Annotated in this window: 19 protein-coding genes; 15 read left to right on the top strand and 4 right to left on the bottom strand. The window is 55.4% G+C overall.

From position 1 onward, the window contains the following. Nucleotides 1-51: 51 nt before the first annotated feature. The 4 genes from NP590_RS17280 to gap all read right to left on the bottom strand — a co-directional run bounded on the left by NP590_RS17280 (nucleotide 52) and on the right by gap (nucleotide 3,106). Entirely contained in the window at nucleotides 52-192 is a 141-nt protein-coding gene (locus NP590_RS17280; protein ID WP_256603902.1) for a hypothetical protein, read from the bottom strand. A gap of 33 nt (nucleotides 193-225) precedes the next feature. Then, on the bottom strand, nucleotides 226-495 hold the full coding sequence (locus tag NP590_RS17285) for a hypothetical protein (protein WP_256603903.1): 270 nt from the start codon (nucleotides 493-495) through the stop codon (nucleotides 226-228). Between the two features lie 151 nt (nucleotides 496-646). Beyond that, nucleotides 647-2,083 carry a pyruvate kinase gene (gene pyk / locus NP590_RS17290; RefSeq protein WP_256603904.1) on the bottom strand — a complete coding sequence of 479 codons (1,437 nt, stop codon included), beginning with the start codon at nucleotides 2,081-2,083 and terminating at the stop codon, nucleotides 647-649. 9 nt (nucleotides 2,084-2,092) lie between these two features. Continuing rightward, nucleotides 2,093-3,106 (bottom strand): type I glyceraldehyde-3-phosphate dehydrogenase, encoded by a 1,014-nt coding sequence (gap, locus tag NP590_RS17295; protein WP_256603905.1) that lies wholly within the window; start codon nucleotides 3,104-3,106, stop codon nucleotides 2,093-2,095. A 496-nt stretch (nucleotides 3,107-3,602) separates the two neighbouring features. Here gap and NP590_RS17300 point away from each other — a divergent pair, with 496 nt between their 5' ends. The 15 genes from NP590_RS17300 (at nucleotide 3,603) to NP590_RS17370 (ending at nucleotide 23,190) form a co-directional block, all read left to right on the top strand. Beyond that, nucleotides 3,603-5,660 carry a TonB-dependent receptor plug domain-containing protein gene (locus NP590_RS17300; RefSeq protein WP_256603906.1) on the top strand — a complete coding sequence of 686 codons (2,058 nt, stop codon included), beginning with the start codon at nucleotides 3,603-3,605 and terminating at the stop codon, nucleotides 5,658-5,660. Nucleotides 5,661-5,689: 29 nt separating this feature from the next. Continuing rightward, nucleotides 5,690-6,784, top strand: coding sequence for a lipocalin-like domain-containing protein (locus NP590_RS17305; RefSeq protein WP_256603907.1), 1,095 nt, complete (start codon nucleotides 5,690-5,692; stop codon nucleotides 6,782-6,784). A 285-nt stretch (nucleotides 6,785-7,069) separates the two neighbouring features. Continuing rightward, entirely contained in the window at nucleotides 7,070-7,594 is a 525-nt protein-coding gene (locus NP590_RS17310; protein WP_256603908.1) for a YfiR family protein, read from the top strand. Nucleotides 7,595-7,598: 4 nt separating this feature from the next. Continuing rightward, complete coding sequence (locus NP590_RS17315; protein WP_256603909.1) at nucleotides 7,599-10,625, top strand: response regulator; 3,027 nt, start codon at nucleotides 7,599-7,601, stop codon at nucleotides 10,623-10,625. Continuing rightward, nucleotides 10,622-11,542 (top strand): diguanylate cyclase, encoded by a 921-nt coding sequence (locus tag NP590_RS17320; protein ID WP_256603910.1) that lies wholly within the window; start codon nucleotides 10,622-10,624, stop codon nucleotides 11,540-11,542. Before NP590_RS17315 ends, NP590_RS17320 begins: the two co-directional genes overlap by 4 nt. Nucleotides 11,543-11,665: 123 nt before the next feature. After that, on the top strand, nucleotides 11,666-12,172 hold the full coding sequence (gene def, locus NP590_RS17325) for a peptide deformylase (protein ID WP_256603911.1): 507 nt from the start codon (nucleotides 11,666-11,668) through the stop codon (nucleotides 12,170-12,172). Between the two features lie 8 nt (nucleotides 12,173-12,180). Further along, nucleotides 12,181-13,107 carry a methionyl-tRNA formyltransferase gene (gene fmt, locus NP590_RS17330; RefSeq protein WP_256603912.1) on the top strand — a complete coding sequence of 309 codons (927 nt, stop codon included), beginning with the start codon at nucleotides 12,181-12,183 and terminating at the stop codon, nucleotides 13,105-13,107. Continuing rightward, complete coding sequence (gene rsmB, locus NP590_RS17335) at nucleotides 13,104-14,399, top strand: 16S rRNA (cytosine(967)-C(5))-methyltransferase RsmB (RefSeq protein ID WP_256603913.1); 1,296 nt, start codon at nucleotides 13,104-13,106, stop codon at nucleotides 14,397-14,399. Before fmt ends, rsmB begins: the two co-directional genes overlap by 4 nt. A 106-nt stretch (nucleotides 14,400-14,505) precedes the next feature. Next, nucleotides 14,506-15,015 carry a DUF4390 domain-containing protein gene (locus NP590_RS17340; protein WP_256603914.1) on the top strand — a complete coding sequence of 170 codons (510 nt, stop codon included), beginning with the start codon at nucleotides 14,506-14,508 and terminating at the stop codon, nucleotides 15,013-15,015. Continuing rightward, nucleotides 14,997-17,153, top strand: coding sequence for a sensor histidine kinase (locus NP590_RS17345; protein WP_256603915.1), 2,157 nt, complete (start codon nucleotides 14,997-14,999; stop codon nucleotides 17,151-17,153). Before NP590_RS17340 ends, NP590_RS17345 begins: the two co-directional genes overlap by 19 nt. Then, nucleotides 17,150-18,511 carry a sigma-54-dependent transcriptional regulator gene (locus tag NP590_RS17350; protein WP_256603916.1) on the top strand — a complete coding sequence of 454 codons (1,362 nt, stop codon included), beginning with the start codon at nucleotides 17,150-17,152 and terminating at the stop codon, nucleotides 18,509-18,511. Before NP590_RS17345 ends, NP590_RS17350 begins: the two co-directional genes overlap by 4 nt. A 78-nt stretch (nucleotides 18,512-18,589) precedes the next feature. After that, nucleotides 18,590-19,018, top strand: a complete 429-nt coding sequence (gene rplM / locus NP590_RS17355) for a 50S ribosomal protein L13 (RefSeq protein ID WP_013820102.1) — start codon at nucleotides 18,590-18,592, stop codon at nucleotides 19,016-19,018. Nucleotides 19,019-19,033: 15 nt separating this feature from the next. Beyond that, the gene (gene rpsI / locus NP590_RS17360; protein WP_256603917.1) at nucleotides 19,034-19,423 is read left to right on the top strand and encodes a 30S ribosomal protein S9; all 390 of its coding nucleotides are present in this window, start codon (nucleotides 19,034-19,036) and stop codon (nucleotides 19,421-19,423) included. Nucleotides 19,424-19,838: 415 nt separating this feature from the next. Continuing rightward, complete coding sequence (gene dndC, locus NP590_RS17365) at nucleotides 19,839-21,134, top strand: DNA phosphorothioation system sulfurtransferase DndC (RefSeq protein ID WP_256603918.1); 1,296 nt, start codon at nucleotides 19,839-19,841, stop codon at nucleotides 21,132-21,134. Further along, nucleotides 21,127-23,190: an AAA family ATPase gene (locus tag NP590_RS17370; protein WP_256603919.1), complete on the top strand. Its 2,064-nt coding sequence runs from the start codon at nucleotides 21,127-21,129 to the stop codon at nucleotides 23,188-23,190. Before dndC ends, NP590_RS17370 begins: the two co-directional genes overlap by 8 nt. The last annotated feature ends 7 nt before the right edge of the window (nucleotides 23,191-23,197 follow it).

Here is a 23,197-nt window from a genome sequence, read left to right on the forward strand (position 1 = left end):
CGCTCCGCGTGGGAACGCAGTCCCGGACGCTCCAGCGTCCATCACCAAACATCAATCTCCATCAACCCCCGCCAAGCCTTCGTAGTTGGCGGCACTGGAATAACGCCAATGCTGCGGTAAGCTCACATAACCGCGTTTAACCGGGTTGGCGTGGATGTAGTCCAGCTTCTGCCGCATCATCGCTTCGTTCAAAATCATTTCGGCATGTACGCCCTTTTGCCATAACTAGTCCTCGCGGTCTCGTTTATGGGCCGCTTTGGCGAAATGCAGGCATTGCAGCAGGCGCTCAGCTTTTTTCTGCTGTAGGTGGTCGATGATCCGGCGGTCGTTATAAGCTGTGAAGCCGGCAACGCATTGGTCCAGTTCCGGCGCCTGGGCGATAAAGTACAGATGGTTTTCCTGAATTACGTAGCCGTAGAGTTTTAAACCTGTGTGTTGGCGTTGGTATTGCCAGCTGTTAAGGATAATTTGCACGGTTTCCGGGCGGGTAAACACGACCACCATTCGACGACGGTGCAGGTCATGAAATTTGTCGGCTTCGGTACGGATTGAAACGCGTTTGCCGCTGCCATGGGCGGAATTTCAAGCAAAAAAAAGGAGGCACCGCTTGGCGGTGCCTCCTTTCGGCCGTCGTGCGCCGGAGAGCTTAATCTTCGGTTACATTAATGACTTTCAGCGAGTTGGTGCCGCCGCTGGTACCGCTAAAATCGCCTTTTGTGCGAATCAATGCATCGCCCGGTTTCACCACCCCACGCGCCTTCAAAGCCTTGGTCAGGCTTTGCGTCACGCTGGGCGAGTCCATTTTTTCCTTGGAAAATGGAATGGGGAACACGCCTTTGTACAGAGTTACCCGGCCCAAGGTGCGTTCCTGATTGCTGAAGGCATAGATGGGGATATCGGAGCTGATTCTGGACATCCAAAGCGGTGTCGAACCCGACTCGGTCAAAGAGGCGATACCGGCGATTTTGGTATGGTTGGCCATATACATCGCGGACATCGCAATGGCTTCGTCGATACGTTCGAACTTGTCGGCCATCCGGTGCATGGACTGGGTCACGCTGGGTTGCTTCTCGGTTTCCAGACAAATGCGTACCATGGCCTGCACGGTTTTGACCGGATGCTTGCCGGAGGCGGTTTCCGCCGACAACATGATGGCATCGGTACCGTCGACAATGGCGTTGGCCACGTCAAACACTTCCGCGCGGGTTGGAATCGGATTTTCTATCATCGACTCCATCATCTGGGTCGCGGTGATCACGGCCCGATTCAATTCGCGCGAACGCTGAATCAGCAGTTTTTGCGCCGCCGGCAGGTTAGCATCGCCGATTTCCACGCCCAAGTCGCCGCGCGCCACCATGATGGCGTCGGAGGCCAGGATGATCTCGTCGATGACCTCCATCGCTTCGGCCCTTTCAACCTTGGCAACCAGGCCGGCATGGCAACCTTCCGCTTCCAGCAAGGCACGGGCTTCATGCATGTCTGCCGCGGTACGGGGGAATGAAATCGCCACATAATCGGCATCGATGATGGCGATGGTTTTGATGTCCTCCTTGTCCTTGTCCGTCAAGGCCGCCGCGGACAAGCCGCCACCCAACAGGTTGATACCCTTGTTGTTGGACAAATCGCCGCCCACCACGACAGTGGTATTGACACGGGTGTTGTTCTCGACATTCACCACATCCAACACAACGCGGCCGTCATCCAGCAACAAACGGGTGCCCGGCTTGACTTCGCGCGCCAGCGGCTCGTAGCTGATACCGACCTGGGTATTGTCGCCGTCCAGCTTGCCCAGGTTGATATCCAAGGCAAACGCCTGACCTTCTTCCAGCCAGACTTTATTTTCCTTGAAGCGCTCGATGCGGATTTTAGGCCCTTGCAAATCGGCCAGGATGCCGACCCGGCGGCCGGTTTGTTTACTCAGTTCCTTGACGCGATTAGCGCGATTAATATGATCCTGCGCCGACCCGTGCGAGAAGTTCAACCTGACAACGTCTATCCCGGCCTTGAACAATTCCTCAAGTACGCCGGGCTTATCCGTTGCGGGTCCCAGCGTAGCCAGGATTTTTGTTCTTCGTAACAGCATGTAAATCCTTTATTTGGCGTTGAACAAGGCAACCGTGGTATCCAGCATGCGGTTTGAGAAACCCCACTCGTTGTCGTACCAGGACAACACTTTGACGAAATTACCGCCGGTGACTTTGGTCAGACCCGCTTCGTAAATGGATGAATGCGGGTTGTGGTTAAAGTCTGACGACACCAAGGGCTCGTCGTTGATGGCCAAAATGCCTTTCAATGGACCCGCTGCGGCTTCGCGCAGGATGCCGTCGATTTCTTCCTTGGTGGTGTTGCGCGAAGCCTGGAAGCACAGGTCAACCACGGAGACGTTGATGGTTGGAACGCGCATCGCAAAACCGTCCAGTTTGCCTTTCATTTCAGGCAATACCAAACCTACCGCGGCGGCGGCGCCGGTTTTGGTGGGGATCATGGACTGGGTGGCGGAACGGGCGCGGTGCAAGTCGCTGTGGTAGACGTCGGTCAACACCTGGTCGTTGGTGTAGGAGTGGATGGTGGTCATCAAACCGTGGTCCACACCGATGGTGTCCATCAAGGGTTTAACCAGCGGCGCCAGACAGTTGGTGGTGCAAGAAGCGTTTGAAATAACGGTGTCGGATGCTTTCAGGCTGGTGTGGTTGACGCCGTAGACGACGGTGGCGTCGACGTCGTTGCCGCCCGGAGCGGAGATGATGACTTTTTTGGCGCCGGCGCTAATGTGGGCGGAAGCCTTGGCCTTGCTGGTGAAGAAACCGGTACATTCGTGGACTACGTCGATGCCCAGTTCGGCCCAAGGCAGCTTGGCGGGGTCGCGCTCGGCGAACACACGGATTTTGTCGCCATTGATGATGATGTAATCGCCGTCGACAGAAACATCAAATGGGAATTTGCCGTGTACGGTGTCGTATTTGGTCAAATGCGCATTGGTTTTGGAGTCACCCAGATCGTTAATAGCCACGATTTGAATTTCGTTGGTGCGACCTGATTCGTACAAAGCGCGCATGACATTGCGACCGATGCGACCATAACCGTTAATTGCAACTTTAATTGCCATAGAGTGTTCTCCGGAATGAGTGTGAAAGACCTGGTGTGTAATTATTCGGCGCCACGCGCCCAAAAATAGGCTTGATTGTAGCAAAATGTGCGCTTGAGCGTCCAGGTCGCTAAAATTAAAATCAAATCCCGCTCGGGCTGTTTGCTCAAAAACAGCCCACGCCGAGCATGCAATTGCGGCAGCCCAAAAAGCCGACTTGCGATTTTGCGCTATTCTTCACGCTGACACAGCTGAATGGCTATCGCATGCGCAACGATAAATTACAAGCATTTACACTGACTTGCCGGACAATTGCGCAAGCTCGCCATCGTTGTCCGCGCGCGCGCCGCCATGGGCTTTCGCAACGCATACTCATAGGGAAATCGGCAACGGCAAATCCGCCGCAAACGCTTGCGCGGCGCCTATTGGCGCGGCGGATTAAAATTTCCGCCACCTCCGGCCCGAACATGGCTTATAAATAGGAAAAATCGATCCGCTCTCCAATAATAATAAGACGATGCGACACTATCCTATCCGCCCCAAACAGCTAAAAAGCACGCTAAGCCTGTTGTTAGTACCGACCGCGCTGACACTCGCCTTGCCCGAGTCGGCAAAGGCGGCGGACGATGCTGCTTCCGCCATCGAGGAACTGTCCATTAGCGAACTGATGCAAATGGAGGTTTCTTCCGCTTCCAGAAAATCGCAATCGCTGTCCAACACGGCGGCGGCGGCCTTCATCATCAGCCAGGACGATATCCGCCGCGCCGGCGTTACCAGCATTCCGGAGGCATTGCGCTTGGCGCCCGGCATCGAAGTGGCGCAAATCAACGCCAGCAGTTGGGCCATCACGTCGCGCGGTTTCAACGGCCGATATGCCAACAAATTACTGGTATTGATGGATGGCCGCACGGTTTATACCCCGCTGTTCTCGGGCGTGTTCTGGAATTTGCAGGACACCCTGCTGGAAGACATAGAACGCATCGAAGTCATCCGCGGACCCGGCGCGGTGATGTGGGGCGCCAATGCGGTAAATGGCGTCATCAATATCATCACCAAAAAAACCAAGGATACCCAGGGCAACCTGTTCGTGGCCGGCGGCGGCAATCAGGAACAAGGTTTCGTCGGTTACCGGCACGGCGGACGAACCGGCGGCGACGGCAGTTACAGGGTCTATGCAAAAGCATTCGAGCGGGAAGCTTTTCTAAACAGCCAAGGCGAGCGGCAACACGACGATTGGCGCTCGGTACAAGGCGGCTTTCGGATCGATGAACGCCTGTCCGGCAATCACCGCTTTACCGTGCAAGGCGACGTTTACCGAAAAAAAGTCGGTAATACCGTACAGCCTTCCACGGTGTCCGCGCCCTTCAATACGGCATTCAGCGTGGATGACCTGGCCGACGGCGCCAATTTGATATCGCGTTGGGAAGGGAATCTCGGCGACGGTTCGGAATTCATCCTGCAGGGCTACTACGACAGGGTCAATTTCACCGCGCCCGCCTTGTCCGACAGCCAGGACATCTTCGACATCGATTTTCAACATCGCCTGCACCCCAACCCCAGCCACGATTTGATGTGGGGCATCAATTACCGCTACATTCATAGCGCAACCGTGGGCAGTTCCTCGATCACCTTTACGCCCGACAGTCTGGGCTATCAGCAGGGCGGTGCCTTTGTGCAGGACGACATCACCTTGATCGATCATACCTTGCGCTTGACCCTGGGCAGCAAAATCGAGGAAAGTCATTTCGGCAACACCCAAGTGCAACCCAACGCCAGACTGCTGTGGACACCGAACAGCAGCCACTCGGTCTGGGCCTCGGTTTCCAGGGCAGCGCGAATTCCGTCGCGCGGGGAAGCCCAGTCGGGCATAGCGCTGGGCGCAACCAGCGCAACGATAGCCCCCATCCCGTTTCCGCTTCCTGTTCAGATCATGGCGCAAGCCAACCCCGACCTGAAGGCGGAAAAAGTTTTCAGCGCGGAAGTCGGTTACCGCGCGCAATGGAGCAACCGCTTTTCCACCGACGTGACCGCTTTCAGCAATCACTATACCGACCTCATCATGCTCAATCGCGGCACCCCGTCCGTACAAACGGTACCGTCGATTTTGGTGACCCAGCCCATGCTGTGGACCAATCTGAGCCGGGAAATCACCACCCGCGGTATCGAGCTATCCGCCGACTGGAACGTCCTGGACTGGATGCGCTTCAGCGGCAATTACAGCCACCTGAAAATCGAAAGCCCCCTGGACCCCAACAATCCCGATACCGCCGGCCTGAGTCCAAGACATCGCGGCCTGTTGCGCTGGCAGATCGACATGACCGGCAACACTCACCTGGACATGACCATGCGTCATGTCGGCCGTTTAAGCGCCAGCAATCAGAGTGTAGCGGCCTATACCACCTTCGACGCCCGTTTCGCCTACGAACCGATTGCCGGCATGGAGTGGTCGGTGGTGGCGCAAAACCTGTTCGCGCCGCAACATCTTGAATTCAGAGACTCGGCCGCCGTTTCCCTGACCGATTTTGCCACCGAGATACCGCGTTCGATTTACGGCAAATTCAGCTGGAATTTTTGATTTTTCAACCTGCCCGGAGAGTAGCTACGATGAGCAAACTGTGGAAAAAACTGCCCTGGATCATGGCCGGACTGATACTGCTGATCAGCCTGATCAAGCCCGCGCTGTTACCTTGGCTGTTACTGGCGGCAAGTATTATCGTCTGCTTGTTCATGCCCAGGCGCGGCCTAATCGGCCCGGTGGAACTGCCCGCCGACGACGCATTTCTGCCGACCGAGCAGGTGCAGTGGTGGTATTGGACCGGCCATTTATTCAGCGGGGACGGCCGCCGTTTCGGTTTCGAAGTGGTGTTTTTCAGCTTCGACAGCTTTGTGATCATGCGCGACCAACTGGTACAAGCCGCCATAACCGATGTGGACGGCAAACGCTTCGCGTTCGAGGAATTTGTCGAATTTCACCTGCCGCAACGCGGCAAGAACGGCTTCAAGTTGAGCTCCGGCAAGGACAACCGCGTCACCGCCGTCGGCGGCGACGGCCATGACCGCCTGCATGCCGAAGTGGGCGATTATGTGCTGGATATCGAACTGATTGCCAGCCAGCCGCCCGCCCTGCATTACGGCGGCGATGCCCATCCCTACCGTTTCGGTGGCTACACTTATTATTACTCGCGCCCCAAGATGACCACCCGCGGCACCCTGACCATAGCCGGCGAGACTTTCGAGCTTAGCGGCAACAGCTGGTTCGATCGCCAATACGGCGAACTCTATCAAGCCATTCAACAAGGCTGGCAATGGTTTGCCATTGAACTGGACGACAACCGGCAAATCATGTTGTTCGACTTCAAGGGCAATGATTCCGAGGTGGAAAAATCCGGCTCCATCACGGATGCGAACGGCCTTACCACAACCCTGGCCGCGCACGAATTTCAGGTCACCGTGCTGGATCAATGGATCAGCCCCAGCACCGGTTGCAGCTACCCCTCCGGTTGGGAAATCGAGGTTCGCGGCGAAAAATTCAGCGTGCAACCCTTGCTGAAGGATCAGGAGTTGCACGCCCAACATAAGCTCTGGATTGGACCGGTCTATTGGGAAGGTGCCTGCGGTGTTAGCGGCACCGTCAACGGCCAGGCCTATGTGGAACTCAACGGTTATTGCCGTTGCCCGGCCAAAAACGGCATCTTATGAATCGGGCCGAAATCGGCCGTTTTGCCCGCCGGCCTCTCGCCGAATGAGGCCGGTTTTGCAAAAAAACAGCTACACTGCCTTGGGAACGCTCCGCCCGGACCGTCATTCCCGCGCATGAGTGGAACCGGCATGCCGTTCAACCGATTCCAAAGGTTTGCGCATGCGCATTGAATTTCATCCGCCACTACGACTTGACTCACTCCAACCCAAGGCATGACGCATCCCGGCAAACGTAAAGGATTTCAAATTCACTCGCCGACGAAACGCCGGCGCCGCGCCGCGTTCATGGTTCTGGCGTTTGGCCTTGCTTGGTTGCCGGGGACATGGCAATTGCCGGTGGCGGACAGCCTGTCCGAAGCCCAGGTCAAGGCCGCCTATTTGTACAATTTTGCCAAGTTTGTCGAGTGGCCCGCCGAGGGCGAGCCGGACAACAGCGACATTTCATTGTGCCTGATCGGCAACAATCCGCTGGAAGGCTTCCTGGAGACTTTAAACGGACGCAATATCGGCGAACGTCGATTGCGCCTGGTCCGGCATAATTACGCCAACCTTTCCCTAAGCGGCTGCCACTTGCTATATATCGGCCTCAGCGAACAAGCGCATTTCCTGGTCATACTCAACGCCTTGGGAAACGCGCCCACCCTGACCCTGTCCGATATCGAGAATTTCGCGGAAAAAGGCGGCGGCATAGGCTTGGTGGTTCGCGACAACAAAGTGGTGTTCGAAGTCAACCTGGAAACGATCCGCAAGGCCGGACTGCACTTGCCGGGTCAGTTACTGAACATCGCAACCCATGTGTACGGGAGATAGTCCATTGCGCGCTTTATCAGGTTTTTCCAATTGGTCCCTACGCCGCAAGCTGGTTTCCATCATCATGCTGAGTTGCGCCGCCTGTCTGTTCGTCAGCCTGTCCGTGATGATGGTCAGCTCAGCCTTCAAGCAATATCGCAACGCGCTGCAGGAACTGTCCGGCCTAGCCGACGTCCTGGCCGAAAACGGCCAGGCCGCGCTGGCTTTTGCCGATCATGCCGAAGCCCGGCGCCTGCTGGAATCCTTGAGGGAACACCAGGAAATCCTTGCCAGCTGGATGATATCGGCCGATGGCCAAGTCCTGTCTTCCTGGAGCCGGACGGATATCGCCCCCGCCACGCCGGACGATTTTCAGCGGCCGTTCCGCGAGTTGCGCACGGATTTTTGGAGCCGGCGCGCGGAACTTTTCACGCCGGTGATAAAAAACGGCGAACTGATCGGTTATGTGCTGCTGCAAGCCGATTTCACCGCGCAATGGAACGACCAATTGGCGGGTTTGGGCAAGAGCCTGATCGCCGCCGGCTTGGCGCTGATTTTGGTCTATCTGCTGGCGAACCGCCTGCAAGGCATTATTTCCGGACCGATAGAGGAGTTGGCCGTCGCCGCCCGCAACATCGGCAATCAAAAAGATTACGGTCTCAGGGTGAAACCGCGCGGCCATGACGAAATCGGCGACCTGGTGCGGGCCTTCAATGCCATGCTGACCGAAATTCAACTGCGCGATGAAAATCTGATCCGCCACCGCGACCGCCTGGAACAGGAAGTGGCGCAACGCACCACGGAATACCTGCAGGCCAAGGAGGAGGCGGAGGCGGCCGCTCGCTCCAAGGGCTTGTTCCTGGCCAATATGAGCCATGAAATCCGCACCCCGATGAATGCCATCGTCGGCCTGTCCGACCTGGCTCTCAACACCAACCCACCCCCGAAATTGCTGGATTATTTGCGAAAAATCCACACCTCATCGATGGCGCTGATGGCGATTACCAACGATATTCTCGACTACTCCAAGGTGGAGGCCGGCCGCATGGAGCTGGTGCACGAAGTCTTCTCCCTCGAGGAAATGCTGGAAAACGTGCTGAACCTGTTCGTAGTCCGGGCCGAGGAAAAAGGCCTGGAGGTGGTTCTGGAACTCGACCCCAACCTGCCGAGCCGCTTGATCGGCGATGCCCTGCGCCTGGGGCAGGTACTGAACAACTTGGTCGGCAACGCGGTTAAATTCACCGATATCGGCGAAATTCATCTTAAGGTCGAACAACTGGCGACCGCGCACGGTTTTACCACCCTGAAATTTTCGGTACGCGACAGCGGCATAGGCATGACGCCGGCACAGCTGGAACATTTGTTTCAAGCCTTTTCCCAGGCCGACAGTTCGATTACCCGCCGTTTCGGCGGCACGGGCCTGGGCTTGACCATCAGCAAAAGCCTGATCGAAATGATGGGCGGCGAGTTGAGCGTGCAAAGCCAACCCGGGCAAGGCAGCGTGTTCGAATTCAGCCTGCTGCTGCCCTTGCCGGAGGAAGTCGGAGCCGGCCACGCCAACGCTCAATTGCATAGCATGCGGGTGCTGATCGTCGATGACCTGGACATTTCCCGCCAAATCCTGCGCGACATCATGCAGGCCTGGGGCTTTCAGGTGGTGGAGGCCGCCAACGGCGAAGCCGCTCTGGCGGAATTGAAAGCGGCCAACGATCAGAGCCAGGATTTCGAACTGGTATTGCTGGACTGGAAAATGCCCGGCCTGGACGGCGTGGAAGTCACCCGCGCCATCAAGGACATGGTGCGCAAGGCGGAAATCCGCCACGCGCCCGTGATCATCATGGTCACGGCCTTCAGCCGGGAAAAACTATTGAGCGCCGCCGGCGAAGCGAAACCGGACGACATACTGGTCAAGCCGGTGATGCCTTCCGTTTTGTTGAATACTTTGACCCGCCTGCAAGGCGGCGAGACCTTCCACGTCGCCGAGCAGGACCGGCCGGAGCTGTCCGCCATGGCCGCCGCCATCCGCGGCGCGCATATTCTGTTGGTGGAAGATAACGAAATCAACCAACTGGTGGCGCGCGAATACCTGGAGAGCGCCGGCCTCATCGTTACCGTGGCCAATAACGGCCGGGAGGGCGTGGAAGCCGTGCGCCAGACCCGCTTCGACGCCGTGCTGATGGATCTGCAAATGCCGGAACTGGACGGAGTGGCGGCGACCCGCATCATTCGCCAGGATAAACAATTTGCCGACTTGCCCATTATCGCCATGACGGCGGCGGTACAGGACAAGGAACGTAATGATTGCCGCGCCGCCGGCATGAACGACCATTTGGCCAAACCGGTGCTGCCGCAAACCTTGATCGAGGTACTGATACGCTGCATCAAGCCCCACGCCAAGACGGCACAGCCGGCGCCCGCCGCCAAGACCTCGCCGGACAAGCTGTTTTTTCCGGCGGAATTGCCGGGATTCGACCTGGATTACATTCGAAAAACCATAGGGTTGAATGCGGTCAAATTCAAACGCCTGCTGGATAACTTTTGCGACAAATTCGCCGACTCGGCCGCCCGACTCAGCCAACCGGGGATTTCGGAAAACGCCGATAGCGCGGCCAGATGGTTGCACGACCTGAAAGGCGCCGCCGGCGTGATCGGCGCGACCGAACTCAGTCGAGCCGCGGCCCGCCTGGAGGAGTCCGTCGCGGCCGGCGCTCCGGCCGAAATCGATACCGCGGCCCTAACCCAGGCTCTTGAAAACCTGCGGCAGACCGCCGCCCTGTTCGGCGATTCTTCGAATTCGCCGGAGTATGCCGCCGCCGATTGGGCCGTCGCCAATAACTTCGTCCGACATCTGCGAATGTTGCTCGAGGGCAACGACTTCGTGCCGCACGAACTGATAAATGCGCTAAAAGACGCACTGCCCTCGCAAAATTTACAGCCATTGCTACTCAAATTTGAAAAACAGATAAATACTATCGACTATCGGCAAGCGGAAAAAACCCTAGTTCAGTTGGACGCCATCATCAGCCAGTATTTACAGACAGGACCCGCATGACTCGCGAACCCCCCAAGCCATTGATTCTGATCGTAGACGATACGCCCACCAACATTCAGGTACTGGCGGAAAATCTGATCAAGGATTATCGGATCAAAGTCGCCGCCAGCGGCGAGGATGCGCTACGCGTCATTGCCAGCCAGGATTTGCCGGATTTGATTTTGCTGGATGTGATGATGCCGGATATAGACGGTTACGAGGTCTGCCGCCGCCTGAAAAACTCCCCGCACACCAACGCCATTCCCATCATCTTCGTCACCGCCTTGAACGAAGCCGCCAATGAAGAATTCGGGCTCAACCTCGGCGCGATGGATTACATTACCAAACCCTTTTATCTGCCCGTGGTAAAGGCCAGGATACGCAATCACATCCGTCTGAAGCAAACTACCGACATGCTGGAGTCCATGGCCTGGATCGACGGCTTGACCGGCATTCCCAACCGGCGGCGCTTCGATCAGATGCTGGAAGTCGAATGGAAACGCGCGCAGCGCAATCGTTTGCCGCTGGGCATCATCATGGTGGATATCGATCACTTCAAGGAATATAACGACTGCCATGGCCATGGCGAGGGCGATGTCTGTCTGAAACAGGTCGCCGCCATGTTCGCCGCCACGGTCAACCGGCCCGGCGACTTGGTGGCCCGCTACGGCGGCGAGGAGTTCGTGATTCTGATGCCGGAAACCGATACCGACGGTACCCGCCAGTTGGCGGATCAATTGCGCCACCGCATCGAATCGATGCAAATACCCCACACCCATTCCAGCGCTTCCCGCTGGGTCACGATCAGCCTGGGCTATGCCTCATTGATCCCACAGGCAAATCAAGCGTCATCCGCTTTGCTGGACGAAGCCGACAGCATGCTGTATCAAGCCAAAAGCCTGGGCCGCAATCGCGCCTTCGGCTATTGCCTCGGGTAGCGCGGGATTTCGGCCGCCTGCCGCCAAAACCCTCCGTTTCAGGCCCGCCATCAAGCCTTGGATACCGATTTTTTGCAAAACCGGCTAAAATCCCGCCCTCGAGATTAGCTAGCGGAGTGATAGGTGAGCATTTTAACGATTCTGGAATTTCCCGATAAACGGTTGCGTACCGTGGCCGAGGAAGTCAGCCAAGTCGACGACAACATCAAAACCCTGGTCGACGACATGCTGGAGACCATGTACTCCGCCAAGGGGGTAGGCTTGGCCGCCACCCAAGTCAACGTACACAAGCGGATCATCGTCATGGACGTCAGTGAAGACAAGGACGAGCCCATTTGCCTGATCAACCCGAAAATCATCGCCCAGGACGGCGTGGAGGAATCGGAGGAAGGCTGTCTGTCGGTGCCCGGTTTTTTCGAGAAAGTCAGCCGCGCCGAACACATCAAGGTACAAGCCCTGAACCGCGACGGCGAAAGTTTCGAACTGGAAGCCCGCGATTTACTGGCGGTGTGCATCCAACACGAAATGGATCATCTGCAAGGCAAGCTGTTCGTGGATTATCTGTCGGCTTTCAAGCGCAACCGCATCAAGGCCAAGCTGGACAAAATCCATAAACAGCAAGGCCACTAAGGACCCGCATGAGAATCGTTTTCGCCGGCACGCCGGAATTTGCCGTACCCACCCTGCAAGCCATCCTGAAATCAAATCATCAAGTTTGCGCGGTATACACCCAACCCGATCGCCCGGCCGGTCGCGGCCGCAAACTGACGGCCAGCCCGGTCAAGCAACTGGCGCAAAGCCACGGTATTCCGGTTTATCAACCGGAAAACTTCAAGGCCGCCGAAGCCGTTTCCGAACTGGCGGCTTTAAACGCCGATTTGATGGTGGTGATTGCCTACGGTTTGATTTTGCCGCAAGCGGTGATTGACACGCCCCGGCTGGGCTGTATCAACGTGCACGGCTCGCTGCTGCCGCGCTGGCGCGGCGCGGCGCCGATCCACCGAGCGCTGATCGCCGGCGACGACAGGACAGGCATCACCATCATGAAAGTCGTGAAAAAACTCGATGCCGGCGACATGCTACTGAAGGCGGAATGCCCCATAGGCGCCACCGACACGTCCAGCAGTCTGCACGACAAGCTGGCGCAAATGGGCGCCGAAGCCTTGGTCAAAGTGCTGGACCAATATCAACAAGGCACGGTCAATGCGGAACCCCAGGACGAAAATCTGGTGACTTACGCGCATAAACTGGAAAAGCACGAAGCCCTGCTGGACTGGACGGACACGGCGATTCAGCTGGACCGCAAAATTCGCGGCCTGAACGCCTGGCCGGTGGCGCAAACCCTGTTCAAAGGCGAAATCCTGCGGGTGTGGCATTGCGCCTTGACCGACAAATCCAGTAACTTGCCGGCCGGCGGCATCGATTGCGGCGACCATCATCTGGACGTGGCCACCGGCGACGGCGTGCTGCGCCTGCTGGAAGTACAGCTACCCGGCGGCAAGCGCATTTCCGGCCAGGACTTCCTGAACGCGCGCGCCGCCGATGGCGCCCGGCTGGGATCATGAATTTACGCGGCTGCGCGGCGCAAATTTTGTCGCGCGTAATCGGCGACGGCCAATCGCTGACCGCGGCATTGGACAGTCAACTGCCCAAACTGAAGGATCATCAGGACCGAGCCTTCGCGCAAGCCATCTGCTATGGCGTGATACGGCATTACTTCGCCCTGGATTGCCTGCTCGGGCACTTACTCGACAAAGCCTTGAAAGCCAAGGACGGCGACATCAAGGCCTTGCTGTTGGTCGGCCTTTATCAACTGCAATACATGCGGGTCAAGCCGCATGCCGCCGTATCCGAAACCGTGGCCGCCACCAAGCACAAGCCTTGGTCCAAGGGCTTGGTCAACGCCGTTCTGAGACGCTATTTGCGCGACAGCGAAACGCTGGCGGCGCAATGCGCGACCGATCGACAAGCCGAACTCAACCATCCCCGGTGGCTAATCGAGCAAATTGAAACCAACTGGCCGGAGCAATATAGGCACATCCTGGCCGCCAACGACCTGCCGCCGCCGATGGCGCTGCGGGTCAATTTGCGCCAAAACAGCCGCGAAGACTATTTACGCATGCTGAATCAGCAAGGCATGGCCGCGCAAGTCGTTGCCCATTGTCCGACGGCCTTGATACTGGACGAAGCCATGAATGTCGATCAATTGCCCGGCTTTGCCGAGGGTCGCGTATCGGTACAGGACGTGGCCGCGCAACTGGCCGCCGGCTTGCTGGATGCCCAGGCCGGTGACCGGGTGCTGGATATCTGCGCGGCGCCGGGCGGCAAAACCGCCGCCATTCTGGAACGGCAACCCGGTTTGCAATCCCTGCTGGCCGTCGACATCGACGCCGGCCGTCTGCAAAGGGTGACGGACAACCTGCATCGGCTGCAATTGCATGCCGAAACCCTGGCGGCCGATGCCGCCAACCCGCAAGACTGGGCCGCCGGCCAACTATTCGACCGCATTCTGTTGGACGCCCCCTGCTCCGGCTTCGGCGTGATTCGCCGCCATCCAGATATCAAGCTGCTGCGGCGGGAGTCCGATATTGCCGCCTTGCGGGCCTTGCAGGCGCAAATTCTTGGAGCATGCTGGGATCTGTTGGCGCCGGGCGGGACTTTGCTGTACGCCACCTGCTCGATCCTGAAACAGGAAAACGAGCAACAAATCGCGGCCTTTTTAAACCGGCATGCCGATGCCCGGGAACTGGTCATCAGCGCCGATTGGGGCCAGCCTCGCCCGCATGGCCGGCAAATTCTTACCGGCGACCGTCGGATGGACGGTTTTTATTATGCCAAGCTTGGCAAAGCCGTTTAGGGTTCCGCCCGCAATAACTTCCGCATTCCGCTCCCTCTCTCTCCGGGAGAGGGAAATCATTAGGGACGGAATCCTTAGTGTCGGGCTGTTTTTATGTCTGAGTCTTTTGCCAAGCGCGGGCGCGGCCAACCCTTATGCCGCCATCATCCGGCGGGCCGACTTGGTCGAAACCGATTCCGGCCCGCAACTACAAGCCCAAATCGATTATCAACTCAGCCCCAGCGCCAAGGAAGCCCTGCATAAAGGCATAGCGCTAAACTGGCGGGTGCTGTTAAAACTCCGTGCCGTCGGCCGACTATGGGACCGTACCGTTTACAGCCGGGAACTGCCTTATCGGATCCGGTTTCACGCCCTGCTGAACCAATACGAAGTACTCGCGCCGAATCAGGCCAGCGAAATGTTTTTAACCCTGAATGCCGCCCTGGGCTACATGTCCAATCCGCGCGACAGCACCCCGCTTGGCGCCATTTCCCCACGGCCGGGCCAGCGTTATTATCTAGCCGTCAAATGCCAATTCGAGCGCGAAGACTTGCCGGTTCCCCTGCGACCCTTCGCTTATCTGGACCCCCAGTGGTTTCTTTCCAGTGACTGGACACTATGGCCTATTCAAAAATAAAGCTGCCGGCCAGCGTCTCGATTCTGATCCTGTTCGGTTTCATCCTGCTGTCGCTGCAGTTGATGAGCAGTTCCACCCAGGAATCCTCCGAACTAAGCGAGATGCACTCCTGGCTGTTGGTCATCAATACCCTGGGCTCGATCACCTTGTTGATCCTGGTGGTGGTCAACGCCTACTCGCTGGTCCGGGAACTCAAGAAGAAAGAGGCCGGCTCGCGGCTGACTACCCGCATGGTGTCTTTATTCGTGCTGCTGGCCTTGGCCCCGGCGGCGATTGTGTTTTATTTCTCCGTGCAGTTTTTACATCAGGGCATAGACAGCTGGTTCAACGTCGAAATCGACCGCGCCATGGACGACGCCCTGGAGCTCAGCCAATCCTCGCTGGCGCAACGCATGAATTGGCACATCAAGCAAACCCGCCAGATCGCCGAAAAACTGGAAGACAAATCCGACACCCTGATCGCGATGGAAATCGGCTCACTGTGGGCCGACTCCGGGGCGATCGAGATTGCCGCCTTCTCCAGCCAGGGCCGGGTTCTGGCCTCCAGCAGCAGCAATCCCAGCGATATTCTGCCGCATCTGCCTGACGATCAAATCTGGCTACAATTGCGGCAGAACAAGGAATATTTTGCCTTCGATCCGGGCGACAACGACGAAATGATGGTGCGCATCATCTTGCCGATAGACCGCGACCAACGACGGTTTTTACAAGTGCTTTATCCGATTCCGTTGCGGGTAACCGACTTGGCGGACTCGATCGAATTCGCCTTCATCCGTTATCAGGAAATGACCTTCCTGCGCAACGCCCTGAAAACCAGTTTTTCGCTGATTCTGCTGCTGGTATTGTTGTTGAGCCTGCTGGCCGCCATCTGGGTGGCCTTCATCAGCATCCGCAACATCGTCGCGCCGGTGAAAGAGCTGGTGAAAGGTACCCAGGCCGTGGCGGAAGGCGACTATAAACGGCAGTTGCCGGTCATGAGCCAGGACGATCTGGGCTTTTTGGTGGAATCCTTCAACCAGATGACCAAGCGCATCGCCCGTTCCAGCGAAGAAACCCGCGCCGCCGGCCTGGAGGTGGAAAACCAGCGTGCCTACCTGGAAACCATACTCGCCAACCTGACCGCCGGCGTGATAGGTTTCGATGCATCTTTTCAGATCCGCACCGCCAATCAAGCCGCCTACCGGATTTTACACATCCCGGTCAGCCATTTCGTCAATCAAACCCTGTCCAATTTGGCCGGCAGACACGCCGAACTGGCGCAAGTACTGGAAACCATTCAACACCTGCTGGAAAAAGCCGACGACATCTGGGAGCAGCGCATCGTCTTCCTCGGTCCCAACGGCCGCCAGGAACTGCTCTGCCGCGGCACGCCGCTATTTTTACAAGACGGCAGCCGCATGGGCGCGGTGGTGGTGTTCGACGACGTCACCGATCTGATTCAGGCGCAGAAAAACGCCGCTTGGGGCGAGGTGGCGCGCCGCTTGGCGCATGAAATCAAAAACCCGCTGACGCCCATCCAGCTTTCCGCCGAACGGCTGCAGCACAAGCTGGCCAAGGAACTTCCCGAGACCTCGCAGGAATTTCTGCAGCGCGGTACCCGTACCATCGTGCAACAGGTGGAAGCCATGAAACGCATGGTGGACGATTTTTCCGAATACGCCCGCCCTTCCAAAAAACAGGTGGAGAAAATCAACCTGATCGAGCTGATTCAGGAAGTGCTGGCCTTGTACCAACCCTCTGGGATTGTGTTTGCCAATGCATTCGCCTCCAGCCGGGTCCTGGTCGAGGTCGACCCGGTCAGCATCCGCCAGGTGCTGCACAACCTGATCAAAAATGCCCAGGAAGCCACCAGCGGGATTTGCCGGGTGGAGATAAAAGTCAACAAAGCCAGCCGCAACAATACCGAATACGCCGAACTCGGCATTTACGACAACGGCAGCGGCTTGCAGGCCGAGCAGATCGAAACCATCTTCGAACCCTACGTCACCAGCAAAGCCAAGGGTACCGGTCTGGGCCTGGCGATTGTCAAAAAAATCGTCGAAGAACATGGCGGGGTGATTTGGGTGGATACGTCATATAATGCCGGGGCTGGCTTTGTGATCCAGCTACCGGTCTTTGAATTTGGAAACAGCGCATGAGCAAACAAGCACCTTACATTTTGGTCGTCGACGATGAACAGGATATTCGTCAACTGGTTTCGGAAATTCTGGAAGACGAGGGCTATGAAGTAGCGATGGCCGAAAACGCCGCCGAAGCGAAAGCACGTAAAAACCAGCGCCCACCCAATCTGATTTTATTGGATATCTGGATGCCGGACAGCGACGGCATCACCTTGTTGCGGGAATGGGTGGCCGAGGACGATCATTTATGCCCGGTGATCATGATGTCCGGCCATGGCTCGGTGGAATCCGCCGTGGAAGCCACCCGGCTGGGTGCTTACGACTTCCTGGAAAAACCCCTGTCGCTGGCCAAATTGTTATTGATCGTCGAGCGCGCTCTGGAAACCAGCTCGCTGCAACGCGAAAATGCCGGACTGAAGCAACAATTGATGATAGGCGTGGACCCGGTCGGCAAAAGCGCGGTAGTGGAACGTACCAAGGACAAGGTCAAACGGCTGGCCCAACACGACACCCGGGTGCTGTTCGTCGGCGAAGCCGGTGTCGGCAAGGAAATGTTCGCCCGCTATCTGCATAACAACAGTCCGCGCCGCGACGGCGCCTTTATCGACGTTTCGGTCGGCAGCATCTCGCCCGAAAACGCCGCCGTGGAATTTTTCGGCCGCGAGGATAATGGCCGGGTTTACCGCGGCCTGCTGGAACAGGCGCATCGCGGCACGCTGTTCCTGGGCGAAATTGGCGGCATGGACCCGGAAACCCAGGCCCGCCTGCTCAGCGCGCTGGAATCCAGTTCGTTTCTCAGAGTTGGCGGCAGTCAGGCGGTCCGCGTCGACGTGCGCGTGGTCGCCTCGACCCGCATGGCGCTGGACGAGGAAGTTAACCATGGCCGCTTCCGTCAGGATTTATACTATTTATTGAATGAAGTCACCCTGGATGTACACCCCTTGCGCGACCACAGCGAGGACGTCCCCAGCCTGCTGAATTTTTATGTCGATCATTTCGTGGTACATGAAAAACTGCCGTTCCGGCGTTTCTCGATGGCGGCGCAAAACTACCTGCGCAACTACAGCTGGCCCGGCAACGTGCGCGAACTGCGCAATCTGGTACAGCGCCTGATGATATTGGGCGCCGGCGACGACATAGAGCTGGATGAAGTCAAAACCGCGCTGGGCTCCATCGCCGAACAACCCAAACTGGGCAATAATGTGCCGGAGTTTTTCAACCTGCCGCTGAAGGAAGCCCGCGATCATTTCGAAAAATCCTACCTGGAATACCATTTCGAAAAGAACGGCGGCAGCGTCGCCAAACTGGCCTCGGCCATCGGCATGGAGCGCACGCATTTGTACCGGAAACTGCATTCATTGAAAATTAAACTCTAAAACGACTTGAAGTTGAGGCCCTCTTTGAGTAGAATCCCCGTTCTTTATACATAGCCTCAACAGAATCAAGAAGCAAAGATGAAAACATTTAGTGCAAAGCCCGCAGAAGTTAAGCGCGATTGGTACGTGATTGATGCAGAAGGAAAGACGCTAGGTCGCCTTGCTACTGAAATTGCACGACGTCTTCGCGGCAAACATAAACCCGAATTCACTCCGCATGTCGACACCGGCGATTACATCATCGTCATCAACGCCGAAAAAGTAGGCGTCACCGGCAACAAGGAAACAGACAAAATGTACTACCGTCATACCGGTTATGTCGGCAACATGAAGTCAACCTCCTTGGGCAAGCTGAGACAAACCTTCCCTGATCGCATCATCAGCACCGCCGTACAAGGCATGCTGCCTAAAAATCCCTTAGGCCGCGCCATGTTCAAAAAATTAAAAATTTACGCGGGTTCTGAGCACAATCATCAGTCTCAACAACCCAAAGTACTAGACTTTTAAGCAGGTAGATAGTTTATGGCAGCTCAATACTACGGAACCGGTCGTCGCAAAAGCTCAGTGGCTCGCGTTTACGCCACCATCGGCTCGGGAAAATTCACTATCAATAACCGCCCTGTAAACGAATATTTCGGTCGTAAAACCGACGAAATGATCGCCAGACAACCGTTGGAATTGTTGGCGAAAACCGGCGATTTCGACATCAACATCATCGTCAGCGGCGGCGGCCCATCCGGCCAAGCCGGCGCCATTCGCCACGGCCTGACCCGCGCGTTAATGGAATTCGACGAATCCCTGAGATCGCCCTTGCGCAAAGCCGGTTACGTAACCCGCGACGCTCGTGAAGTCGAACGTAAGAAAGTCGGCCTGCACAAAGCCAGAAAACGTCCTCAATACTCAAAACGTTAAGCGTTTACGGGTTGGACAAAAAAGCCGCTGCAAAGCGGCTTTTTTTTGTCCCGTGCTTTTCAGGCGTAATATAAAAACAATTCCCTCCTCCGCATAAAAAACACATACCAGCGGATGCGAGGAATACTCGCGAATGAGCAAACAACACCGGAATATGGGCTTGAACGGAAGGCAGGAGTTTTGACGACTTTCAATTCAGCACGCCATTGAGACAGGAAAACATGAGAGCTGCATCTACCAGGAATAATCACTGTTTCGCATCATGGATAAGCGCTCACCCCCATCCAATAGCATTATCAAGGAATAATCGAGTTTCGTTTATTCACACCATAAAACGTCGTTCTGATTATAATGCCGATTAATTTTTCGCTCATAGAGCGAGAATAAAATCTTTTTCCCTAAAAATATACAAATAATGACCCAAAATATTCTGGACAGCCTCCATAGACTTTACTCTTTGGATGCTAGGCCATGGATCGTCGGTTACAGCGGCGGCAAAGACAGTTCGATGATAGCCTCCTTGGTGTTCGAAGTAGTAATGGAGACCCCCCCGGAACAGCGCACCAAAGAGATTTGTGTTGTCTGCACCGACACCCGTGTGGAAATTCCTGCCGTTGTAGCTAGGGTTCAAAGCGAGTTGGACCTCATGCAAACCTGCTCAGATAAGCATGGGTTAAACATTTCTGCACATTTATTAAAACCAACGGCACAGCAGTCATTTTGGGTAAATATTATTGGCCGCGGTTATCCGCCACCCAACCGAACCTTTCGCTGGTGTACTCAGCGGTTAAAGATTGACCCAGTCAGCGAGTTCATTCGCGGGAAGCTCGGACACTGGGGAGAAGCAATTATTGTGTTGGGAGCTCGCCGAAGCGAGAGCGGCTCGCGCGCGCAAACATTGGATGCTCGAGCCAAGAGCGAATTCGGCTTGCGACGCCATGACGACTTACCGCGTTGCTGGATTTCGACACCGATTGAACATATCTCAACTTTTGAAGTTTGGGATTATTTGATGGAACGTCCTTGTCCATGGAATGGGGACAATCAGACTCTTTTTCAGCTTTACAAGGATGCGTCGGGCGGTGAATGCCCGCTGGTGGTTGACCAATCAACACCCTCATGTGGCAATAGCAGATTTGGCTGCTGGACTTGCACGGTAGTAGAGAAAGATAAAGCCAGCGAGGGTTTGCTTGCCACCGGAGATCAGCGCATGGAATCACTGCTCCGCTTTCGCGAAACACTATTGCATTTTCGTGATCCAGAGAACGGCTACCGCGATATGGTGCGAAAAAACGGTCAAGAAGGACCAGGGCCGTTGAAAATTGAGGCTAGAAAAGAGCTTTTAACTAAGCTGTTAGCTTTACAAGACGAATCGGGTCTCCCTGTCATCAGTGAAGAAGAGCTGCATTGGATTCAAACCTTTTGGAATAGCGCTCGCAATCCAGATGACGGTACGGGGGTCGTCAATATTATCTTCCAGCAAAAGGGTGACGCCATGCCAGACAGAAAGGATGAAGCTGAGTTGCGAGAAATCGAGGAGCGCGTAGCAACGGAAAAGGAAATATCGATAGAAACATTGCGACGGCTTGTTTCGAAGGTCGAAGAATATGGTGAAAGCCACCGTGCTGTAGGCCTGCCTGACGAACTGTTGCAGATATTGCAAGATGATTTGAGAGAGCGCCAATTAGAAAAGGAACAAACGAATGCCTGAGGTATATATTGATTCGCTGTCCATCAAAAATTTTGGGCCATATTACGGCGAGCATACCTTCGAGCTTGGAACTGAGGGATACCGTCGAGCCACGCTTATCGGTGGCAAGAATGGTGCGGGTAAGACCCATCTGCTTCGAGCTCTATATCTAGCCACTGTCGGTGAAAGTGGTGCTATTGATCTTAAAAAAGTTGAATCGGGTTCAGATGCGACCCGATTTGATTTGGCCGAATCATTGAATCGTCGAGCAAAATCTGAGGGTGAAGACAGTTGCTCCATGACGTTACAATTAAGCCAGCGCGATGAAACCGGTAGTATTGGTCGAACATTGACATTGGTTCGTCAGGTGAGGTGGCGCCCCAATTCACCTCCAGTTTTTAGCTCTAAAGCCAATCTATCTGGTGACTCTCAATGGATAGAGGACGAAGACAAGGTTCAAAAGTTGCGCGATGCTTTTTTGCCACGCCATTTGACACGCTTTTTCTTTTTCGACGCGGAGCGTAGCCAAAGCATCCAGCTAAATGAGCGGGAAATAACTGAAGGCATCAGCCGAGTGCTCGGTCTTTACTCCTATTCGGAATTAGAGGAAGACTTGCGCCAACTGACGGCTAATAAAATCCCCAAAATATACGGTAGTGGCTCCGAGGCAGAACGTCGCTTAAACGACATCACGGCTGAAATACTTCGCCATGAGTCCAATCTCAAAACGTTTTCGATTGATGAGTCGGATCAAAAACAGGAACTTCGGGACAACATATCGGAACTTGATGAAGTAGAAGACCAGCTCAAATCTATCGGGGCCGTAGATCCTGAACAACTGACTAAAGCGACCAAACAGCGCGAGGAAATAAAATCAACCAAGGACAAGCTGGAAGCCAATCTTGGCACGGCCTGGGAATCGACATTACCCATTTCTCTGTTAGGTGGATTCCGCGCAGAGCTTTATGACTATTTACTGAAAGAGGAACGCCGAAGAGATTTCGAAAATCGAAAAGCTAGCGTAGAGCCAAAAATCCCTCAAGTAAAGCAAGCTGTGTTTGAAAACGTTCCGCCTAACTTTGTGCTTGATGATTCCCTCCGAAGCTTTTATGAAGCCCAGATAGATGTCGCACTTCAAAGTTTGTTCAATCCCCCGCCTGAGGGCATGTCAGAGAAAATCTTTGTTGTTCCTGAACGTAACGAGCTTAGCATTCAAATCAGATCAAAACTACGAACTCAGGCTACAGCGATACAAGGTCTTGCTAATTTGTGTGCTGAATTAGAGCGCAAGACATCTGAACTCAGGGAGCTTGATCAAACGTTAAAAGTACTGAACTCGGACAGCACAGCTATCGCTCTCGGCAATGAGTTACGTGAGCGTAGAGGCTCTCTTCTGAAACACAAGGAGCAAATCGACGAAAAGATTTCCAATATTCAGGCCGAACGCACTCTAATCAATAATAAACTCCATGAGCTTCGTAAGGAGGAAACCAATCTGTCGGAGCAAGTGCAAAAAGTACAGAAAGGACGGGATCTCAATAGCTTGGCGCATCGCTATCGGGACGCTGTAAGCCAAATCAAGTCCTGCGCAGCCGTATCACTTCGAGAGAAGATCGCTGACATCGTTGGAGGATTGTGGCTGGATATAACCGACCGCGGCTTAGAGTACGTCGGCATGGAGTTTGACCAACACTGGAATTGCTTCCTGAAAAAGTCTGATGGCACTCGCGTATCCTGGGAAAGCGCCAATACCTCGGCTGGTCAGCGCCAAGTTCGAATTTTAGCATTCACCGAAGCGTTGCGTCGTTTGGGCCGCTTCGTAACACCCCTTGTAGTTGATACGCCATTGGGGCGTCTGGATAAAGAAGTCCGTGAAAACGTATTGGAACGACTGTATCTTTCGGGCCATCAAAGCATCATTCTGACTACTAACGCAGAAATCGATCCCAAAAGCGATCTTTTTGACCGAATCGCACCCCATTTATCCAGGGTCTACACTTTGAATCCGCAAGGGGATCCAGAATCGAACTCCTACCAAGTTAGAGTCAGCAATGACTACTTCAAACGAGTGCTTTAGAGATTAT

It is taken from the genome of Methylomonas subterranea (assembly GCF_024505185.1).
Taxonomy (GTDB): Bacteria; Pseudomonadota; Gammaproteobacteria; order Methylococcales; family Methylomonadaceae; genus Methylomonas; species Methylomonas subterranea.